Origin of the sequence: Chroococcidiopsis sp. (assembly GCF_051657925.1) — a bacterium.
GTDB lineage: Bacteria > Cyanobacteriota > Cyanobacteriia > Cyanobacteriales > Chroococcidiopsidaceae > Chroococcidiopsis.
This window is the reverse complement of sequence record NZ_JBOFLP010000108.1, coordinates 1-7530: the sequence shown is the minus strand read 5'-3', so window position 1 is coordinate 7530 and position 7530 is coordinate 1. Positions and strand designations below refer to the sequence as shown.

Sequence of the window (7530 nt, the reverse complement as noted above, 5' to 3'; positions counted from 1 at the left end):
CGACCTAGAAATTGCTAAAGCTAGAGTGCGACAAAAAATTAATAATCGCAGGCTTACTTTATTAACTACCCAAGATAATCAAAGCAACTCGCAGCAAATTGAAGAAAATGAGACTTGTGCGCCCACGCAAATAGATGTGCATGGATGCACAGTCCCGTGCGCTGATGCACAACCGTGTGCGCCCACGCAAATAGATGTGCATCCATGCACAGTCCCGTGCGCTGATGCACAAGGACATAATATAGATCGCGCGCGCGCAAATACTCTTTCAAACTCTTCCAAACTCGATCTAAAAACAACAAACAAGAGTGTTGTTGGTTCAAAAGAAATTGATTTGGAGAATGAACCGGAGGGGAGCTATCAGGCAGACGAGGAAATTTTCGCCCAGTTGCGAAAACTTGGCATTAAGTTAAATACCACAGTAAGAAAGATAGTGACGAGTCATCGCCCTAATGTCTCTGATGCGATCGCTCACCTGCAAGAGCGCCTAACCTCTGGTGAGAGCTTTAAGTGTTTGGAAGCTGCTTTTGTGACTGCCTGCAAAGAAGCAAGTAAGCCCGAACGAATAAATGCTCCACCTGTTGAATTACCACAGCCCGATCCATCGCATTTGGAGTTGCTTGAAACAGCGAAAAGGAATGGAAGTATTAGCGGCTATTATTCAAGCCCCTACAAGGATGGAAGGACGATTCTGGTCGATGATTGCGTCAATCGATGTGCAATGGTTTGGTGGGAATATTTGCAGTTGGATGAAGAACTTGAAGAGGTGGAGTTTTAATGACTAGCACAGTAGACAAACACACCCTTGCTTTATGGAAGCAAATAATCCAACAAACCGCGTGCATCAAAGCTTCCTGGAGGTCGCCTCCAGGAAAGCTGCACGCGCTTGGTGATGCCTTGGCTGAGTTTATGGAACTTGTCGAATTTGATTTAGCTTCTAAGGTGGCGACCATTAGAGTTGAGTCACAGCCAACGGCTAAAGCGATTTCTCCTTATTTACCAAAGCTGGAATCTGCGTTTGAGTCGGTTTTGCGCGTTGATATCAAAATTCGGCTAGAAGTTTCAGAGGTTGAAATTGAAGAAGCGCGAACAGAAATAACAAACCAAGGGCTAGGAAGCGAGCTTTTGGGAGCAGAGAATCTGCCCCCAAAACGTCGCGCCGCTCCTCTCGAATGGAATGGACTAAGGTTTCGTTCCAAGTCAGAGATGAAGATTGCCCAAGTCCTAGACCAGCGCAAAGTTTTGTACTTCCCTAATGCTAGAGGTCGCCTGCTTGACAACTATCAACGAGTAAACAAAGAAGCAGACTTTCTAATTTGTCATGAGGGGCGTTGGGGAATTTTGGAATGTGATGGAGAGCTATACCACCAGTCAGCAGCTAAAGACCACTCTAGAGACATGGTTTGGAATGCTAACGGCATTTGGTTTATTAAAAGATTCTCTTCTACTGAGTGCTACAACAATCCTGAAAAAGTTGTTGATTTGTTTATAGAAATGCTTAGGGCGTTTCATTTGCAGACTCACAGAGGTTCCGCAAATGCAGATTGACATCGCCAAGCTCAACCAAATCTTCGGTATGCAAGTAGACCTCTGCCGATATTGTGGCGGTACTTGTGAGATGTCTATGCGGGAAACAAGTAATAGGGAATGGGGAAGAGGTAATAGGGAAGAGGTAATAGGTAATAGGGAAGAGGTAATAGGTAATAGGGAAGAGGATAAAAGCATTCCCCATTCCCCATTCCCTATTCCCTATTCCCAAGTGATTCGTGCAGTTATTGCCCAAGAGCCAGAAGGGATTAATTTTCGCTCTTTGATGGCGCGATCGCACCTTGGTATTTCCCCGCCGCAGATGGTTTGGGAGCTACGCAGCCTAGTTGAAAGTGGGGTCATTGTTTGCAAAAGCGACCCTAAACATAAACGACGATTTTTGTATTTTTCGGTAAAACAAGATGCAACAACTACTTGACGTGACCATCCCAAACAACTTAGATACTGCAATATTTCGCCTTGACCGCTCCGAACTAATGCGCTTACAAGAAATGGGCATAATTACGGGCAGAGCTTACATTTATTTAGCTCTCAAGCTTACTTATTCCAGTTTGAATATATCGGTTGATACCGAGTCTTTTTGCGAGGACTGGCAGATAACGGAGTCGGATTTAGCTGTAGCGATCGCGCAGTTACACAAGAAAGGGGCGTTAGCTCCCGTCAATCGGCAACTTGAACTGGAGCTATTTTAAGATGCAAGCTATTCGTACCTGCACCCATACCCGCGCTACTGCTGGACTAGACAACGCCTATTGCTCTGATTGCAAACGCACTTTCAAGCCTAAATCCAAGCAATATCAAGAAATACTAGCAAGACCATGTACAGCGTCCTCAGTCTCTTCTCAGGAATTGGATCTTTGTGCGAACTCGGAATTAGAGAAGCAGGACTCAGGGATACTTTTAGAGTTGCCCAGTTCGTTGAGGCAAACCTGTACAGACAGCAAATCCTCAAGCGTCACTATCCCAACACTCCCATCCACTCAGATATTAGAACATACACCCCAGACTTTAAACCAGACGTGCTTATCGGTGGATTCCCTTGCAGGGGACTCAGCGCCGCAGGAGCAAGAGAAGGACTGCTTAATCCACACTCAAATTTATGGTTTGAGATGCTGCGAATTATTGATGAATCCCGCCCGACTTTTGTGGTTATTGAAAACGTGGCAGGTTTTGTTAATCGAGGGCTTCGAGCAGTGCTTGGAGGACTCCGAATGGTTGGCTACGAGTGGGAAGATCCGCAAATCGTATCAGCAAAGGAACTCGGTGCGCCACACCTGCGAGAACGAGTGTTTGTTATTGCCTACCCCAGTGGCTTATTCGAGGGCATCGAAGGAGTACCGACCGCCTGGGGGGGACAAGTTGGAGACAGCATTAAAGCTCTTACCAACTCCTACAACCTGGGGAGCGAGTGGCAGAGCAAGGACTGGATCGAAGCAGGGACGGAATTTAGAAACGGAACTGAGATTATTACCGACACCAACGGCAACGGATGTAAAGGGCAAGCGTTTCTCGAAATCGAGACAAGGAGGAATGGATTTGGAGACAGCATTAGAACCATTGATTCCCAAGAATCATGTATCGCATCCGCAGGTTCGAGAATACATGATGGGAATAGAGACTGGTTACACGGCTATCACTCTGGCGGATGGTGGGACAGAAACCAACCTCCAACAATCGTCTGCGCCCCACCTCGAACTATCCCCAATCGACATGAACGAATCGCCGCCCTTGGAGACACCTGTACTCCTCAGCAAGCCGCAGTTGTCTGGGCAAGAGTTGCCAGTCTCGCCAGACCAATTAACGTATGACGAAGAACGCGATCGCAGCCACTTAGAACTAAAAATAGACAAAGCTTTTAGCAAAGCTGAATCGATATTTAGGGAAGCTGTAGCAGCGCTTAAAGAAATACGCGATCGCCGTCTTTATCGCAATACTCAGGCAACCTTTGAGGAATATTGCAATATTCGGTTCAGGTTTAGCCGTCGTCGCCCTTATCAGTTGATTGATGCTGCTGTAGTTCTGGAAAATTTACAGGAATGTGCACAGCCTGTGCACATTTTGCCGGATAAAGAATCGCAGTGCAGGGAAATAGCCAGGTTAAAAGACCCGCAAGATAGGCGGGAAGCTTGGGCAGAAATAACCTCGGAGGGAAAAATTGCGCCCATCAAAGAGATTAAGTCAATCGTTGAGCGCATCAAAGAGAAGAGTTTTACCCCATATACTAAGCGCTCGGAGTACCAAGTGGGCGATGTGGTGAAGGTAAAAGCCAGGGGAAGTTCTACACTGCGTCCTTACGATGGCTACTGGGGAATTGTTGACGATATCACTGATTACTTTTACCACATCTGTATTAGTGTAAAAAATGAGGTTATTGGATGCAAAGATAGCGAGATGAAGCGAGTAGATTTAGACAAGGAATGTCGAGACAATATCAAATCTATAAGCGATCGCATTCTTGCCTTAGCTATGCGTGACGACCTAGAAACCCCTGCGCTTGGAATAATAGACGCTCTTAGCCGGAAGACAGTATTCACTGAAGGCGATTTGTGGTTTCTAGCTAAAGCCGAAGAATGGCATGGCATCAGTCAATAAATGCTGCCAAATCTTCTACACCACAACGTCCCTCGGTTCATTGCCCATATCCAAAACCGAGGTGGCGTAACCGATGATGAAATGCATTGGTTGCGCTGCGAAGATGACACGCCCGAATATCCAGAAGGATTGTTTAACCGCGCCGACGAATACTTGCTTTACCCAAAAGACCAAGCCACTTTTGAAAAAGGCTTATTTGTTTTGGTTCGTGCGATCGCCATCATGTCTTTTGTTCCTGGTGGCGTGCATATTTTTGGACTGCATTTTAGCTCCCAAATAGAAAATTTTGTAGTAATCGAAGATGGTAGCGGCGAAACCTGACTGCACCGGACAAAGATTTGGAATGTTAATTGTTTTAGGTAAGGGCGGCAAACGCTATCGCCTTGACCGAAATTGCTATCGTCAATTGTGGCGGGTGCAATGTGACTGTGGCACGATAGTTGAACTGCCAAGGGGTAGTTTTGATAAGCCAGCTTTCGGGGGGAATACTCCCCCCGAAACGTGGCGCGGCAAGGGGCAAGTTTCCTGCGGCTGTAAAAGACGGCGGGGTTTAGTTGATAACAAGCGCCGACCCATAGATATTAGCGGGCAGAAATTTGGGAGCTTAACAGCGATCGTCCTGTCAGGTAAGAAAGGTAAATATAATCAGCCAACATGGTTTTTAAAATGCGATTGCGGCAAGGAGTGCGAATTATCTTTAAAAAGAATTAGGCATAAACAGCGTCAATGCAAGTGGATAAATTGCGGTGAAGTCAGAAACCATCCTGAAATCCATTGTTGGTATCCTCCAACTCCAAACCCATATCCTACTGAAGCAGGGGAATTGCTTGCAAAGTATTTGCCTTTAACAGAACTGAGCTATGCCAAAATAGATAGCGCAGTTGAAGATGAAAACCGCGATCGCCTTCTGCGGGCAGCTTGGATTATTACTTACCGTAGAAACCAAGGAGAACACATATCAGAACTGTACGAAAAACGGCTTATTTATAAACATTTACGTTATACATCAATTGACGTTTTTTGGAGGCGTAAATTTGAAAGCAATGGCGGATTTTTGTATGATGTGAGTGGCAATAAAAGAGAATTAGGTAGCACGATGACCGACGTAATATCGAACGACTACCCTGTAATTGAGACACAGGGGATAAAACTTCTGCCTATAAAAAGATTTAAGTTTAATCGATGCTGAAAAAACCTGATTGCACAGGCTGGCGGTTTGGTAGGTTGGTAGTTTTGGGGAAGGGTGAGCCAATATATTTCCCTACTTATACAAGATATGTATGGCGCTTGCGGTGCGATTGTGGAAATATAATCAATCTACCTAGAGGATCTTTTGATCGCAAAGGAAACACTCAAAAATCCTGTGGTTGCTTGGGAAAGAGTAACTACGCTCACAGAAAGCCTAGAGACATCACAGGACAAAGATTTGGTAGCTTAGTTGCGATCGCTTTAACAGGTAAGAAAGTACATCGTAAACCTACATGGTTGATGCAATGCGATTGTGGCGGTACGCGGGAAATGTCGCTCACTAATATTAGAACTTATCTGCGCGAAGGCTCTAAACTTAATTGCTTATCTTGGCAAAATCATCCAGACAAATATTTTCGGTATCCAGCAACGCCCAATCCTTATCCTATAGAAGCTGGAAATCTAGTAACTAAATATTTGCATTTAACTAAAAGTACCAATAATTTTAAAATTGATGCAAGAGTTGAAGACATGAGGGTTGAGTTGTTGCTTCGTGCTGCTTGGATTCTTACTTATAAGAGACAGCAAGGAGAACAAATAAGTGATTATTATGAATCCTGCTGCATTAGAAAATATTTGAGCTTTGCTTCTATTAAAGTATTTTGGCAAAGGTACGTTGAACAATATGGCGATGAGCGATATACTCGTGGTGGAAAACTTAGACGAAATATAGGTAACGTAATGACCCATTCAACATTACTTCCGTACCCTGTAAAAGAAGAGACACAGGGGAATATCCACTCGTCTATTTGCGGAAAGTTTGATCGGAGGAAACCTCCGATCAAAGCTTTTCAAGAGAGTGTGAAGAAATTAAAATTTCTTCGTCGTTAATCCACACCAAAAACCAACCTTCCACACACTTCAGCGGTTTTTCAAGTAAGCAATCAAATCTTGAGAAATTTCCCATCGAGTTTTACCATTAGGACTCGTGCCGATCGCTTCATCTAATTGAGAAATTGTTGGCGGATCTTCAGTAAGTTTATTTAGCAAGAAATCCCTAATTTCGTTGAACTCACTTTGGCTAGGAATTTCACCTTCATTATCGCCAGTTAGTAGTATGCACCCATCGCCATAATTATCGTTGTCAGCTATTTCTTGGATCAAACTATTAGGGATCTTGGGCATAAAGCAAACAGCGATGTTTGGCGATGGAACTCCTGGATATTCGACCATATCCTGCACATTAGGAATGTTTGGAAAGTCCATGCTAATTTTAAAATTGTTTCCCTCTAGACTTTCGTCGTAAACCTGTTCTGATATAGCTCTGATGTAAGGCACTTAAATACTCCTAATTTAAGTTGACTGCTTTTGTGTTTTTGAAAAGCGTTCCCGTACTGGAACTAGCATAAACGCCAAACTTTGTCGCCGTTAGATTAGTAATCGCCGTCCACGAACAAGCTAACTGCTCGTTAACTAAAAATGAAATATTGCTTTCATCTAATAATACTTTAAACTTATAAGTTTGTCCGAAAACTATTCCAGTTACTTGAGTCGAAGCACGAACGCTAATAGTTGCATTTTGAATCTCTTGCAAGACCCATTTGCCACTACTATAAACTGCTCTCCAATAAGAAGTATTTGATGCAAATCTAAAGATAATTCCTTGAGGGGTGTTAACATTAGCAATTGTTACATCAGCCTCAAAACTTCCGCGATTTCCAAATCCGCAATCGTAAGTTGCCATGCTACCGCTTATTCCGCTAGCTTTAGCTTGGTTAGAAATAATCGACCAATCTCCTACATTTTCAACCCAAACTCCGCCATTAAAAGGTGTATTTGGCGTGTGAGCGTCGAGAGATTTATTATTTAAATCGTTAAGCGCGTCGTAAAAAGTTGGCGGCTTATTATTAGCTAAAACTAGATTCATGGCTGCTTTAATTTCTGCCATCGAAGTGATAGTTTCGTCTAAAGCACTCTGGACAGTTTTACCAGCTAAGACCGAATTTTCAGGTGTAGGGAAATAAGAGATAGCGATCGCGCTTAAAAATTTTGAAGATTGGTTAGAAGCGCTATGGATTTCTTTAAATCTTTCCAGTCCTTCCCAATATTCCTCAAAACCTGGTGCGAGCAATTCAAAAGTTTGCTTACTATCGAGCCATTTTATTTTTAATTCTTCTAATTCTTCAAGAGATTTATTCATAA

11 protein-coding genes are annotated in these 7530 nt (G+C 43.6%); 9 read left to right on the top strand and 2 right to left on the bottom strand.

Annotated elements, in window-relative coordinates; translation table 11 throughout:
• The 9 genes from ACRC32_RS08130 to ACRC32_RS08090 form a co-directional block, all read left to right on the top strand.
• On the top strand, positions 1-778 hold a 778-nt coding region (locus ACRC32_RS08130; protein WP_438553489.1), incomplete at its 5' end, for a hypothetical protein.
• Entirely contained in the window at positions 778-1548 is a 771-nt protein-coding gene (locus ACRC32_RS08125) for a DUF559 domain-containing protein (protein WP_438553488.1), read from the top strand. The genes ACRC32_RS08130 and ACRC32_RS08125, both read left to right, overlap by 1 nt.
• Positions 1538-1966: a hypothetical protein gene (locus ACRC32_RS08120; RefSeq protein ID WP_438553487.1), complete on the top strand. Its 429-nt coding sequence runs from the start codon at positions 1538-1540 to the stop codon at positions 1964-1966. Before ACRC32_RS08125 ends, ACRC32_RS08120 begins: the two co-directional genes overlap by 11 nt.
• Positions 1950-2240 (top strand): hypothetical protein, encoded by a 291-nt coding sequence (locus tag ACRC32_RS08115; protein ID WP_438553486.1) that lies wholly within the window; start codon positions 1950-1952, stop codon positions 2238-2240. The genes ACRC32_RS08120 and ACRC32_RS08115 overlap by 17 nt, the downstream gene beginning before the upstream one ends.
• A gap of 126 nt (positions 2241-2366) precedes the next feature.
• The gene (locus ACRC32_RS08110; protein WP_438553485.1) at positions 2367-3356 is read left to right on the top strand and encodes a DNA cytosine methyltransferase; all 990 of its coding nucleotides are present in this window, start codon (positions 2367-2369) and stop codon (positions 3354-3356) included.
• Positions 3259-4140: a hypothetical protein gene (locus ACRC32_RS08105; protein ID WP_438553484.1), complete on the top strand. Its 882-nt coding sequence runs from the start codon at positions 3259-3261 to the stop codon at positions 4138-4140. Before ACRC32_RS08110 ends, ACRC32_RS08105 begins: the two co-directional genes overlap by 98 nt.
• Positions 4141-4461, top strand: coding sequence for a hypothetical protein (locus ACRC32_RS08100; RefSeq protein ID WP_438553483.1), 321 nt, complete (start codon positions 4141-4143; stop codon positions 4459-4461). It begins immediately after the preceding gene.
• Positions 4442-5329 carry a hypothetical protein gene (locus ACRC32_RS08095; RefSeq protein ID WP_438553482.1) on the top strand — a complete coding sequence of 296 codons (888 nt, stop codon included), beginning with the start codon at positions 4442-4444 and terminating at the stop codon, positions 5327-5329. Before ACRC32_RS08100 ends, ACRC32_RS08095 begins: the two co-directional genes overlap by 20 nt.
• Positions 5323-6219, top strand: a complete 897-nt coding sequence (locus ACRC32_RS08090; protein ID WP_438553481.1) for a hypothetical protein — start codon at positions 5323-5325, stop codon at positions 6217-6219. Before ACRC32_RS08095 ends, ACRC32_RS08090 begins: the two co-directional genes overlap by 7 nt.
• Positions 6220-6249: 30 nt before the next feature.
• Here the strand turns inward: ACRC32_RS08090 and ACRC32_RS08085 are convergent, their stop codons facing one another.
• Together ACRC32_RS08085 and ACRC32_RS08080 are read right to left on the bottom strand one after the other, a co-directional pair.
• On the bottom strand, positions 6250-6666 hold the full coding sequence (locus ACRC32_RS08085) for a hypothetical protein (RefSeq protein WP_438553480.1): 417 nt from the start codon (positions 6664-6666) through the stop codon (positions 6250-6252).
• Between the two features lie 10 nt (positions 6667-6676).
• Positions 6677-7530, bottom strand: an 854-nt coding sequence (locus tag ACRC32_RS08080; RefSeq protein ID WP_438553479.1) for a hypothetical protein, incomplete at its 5' end; no start/stop codon positions are given.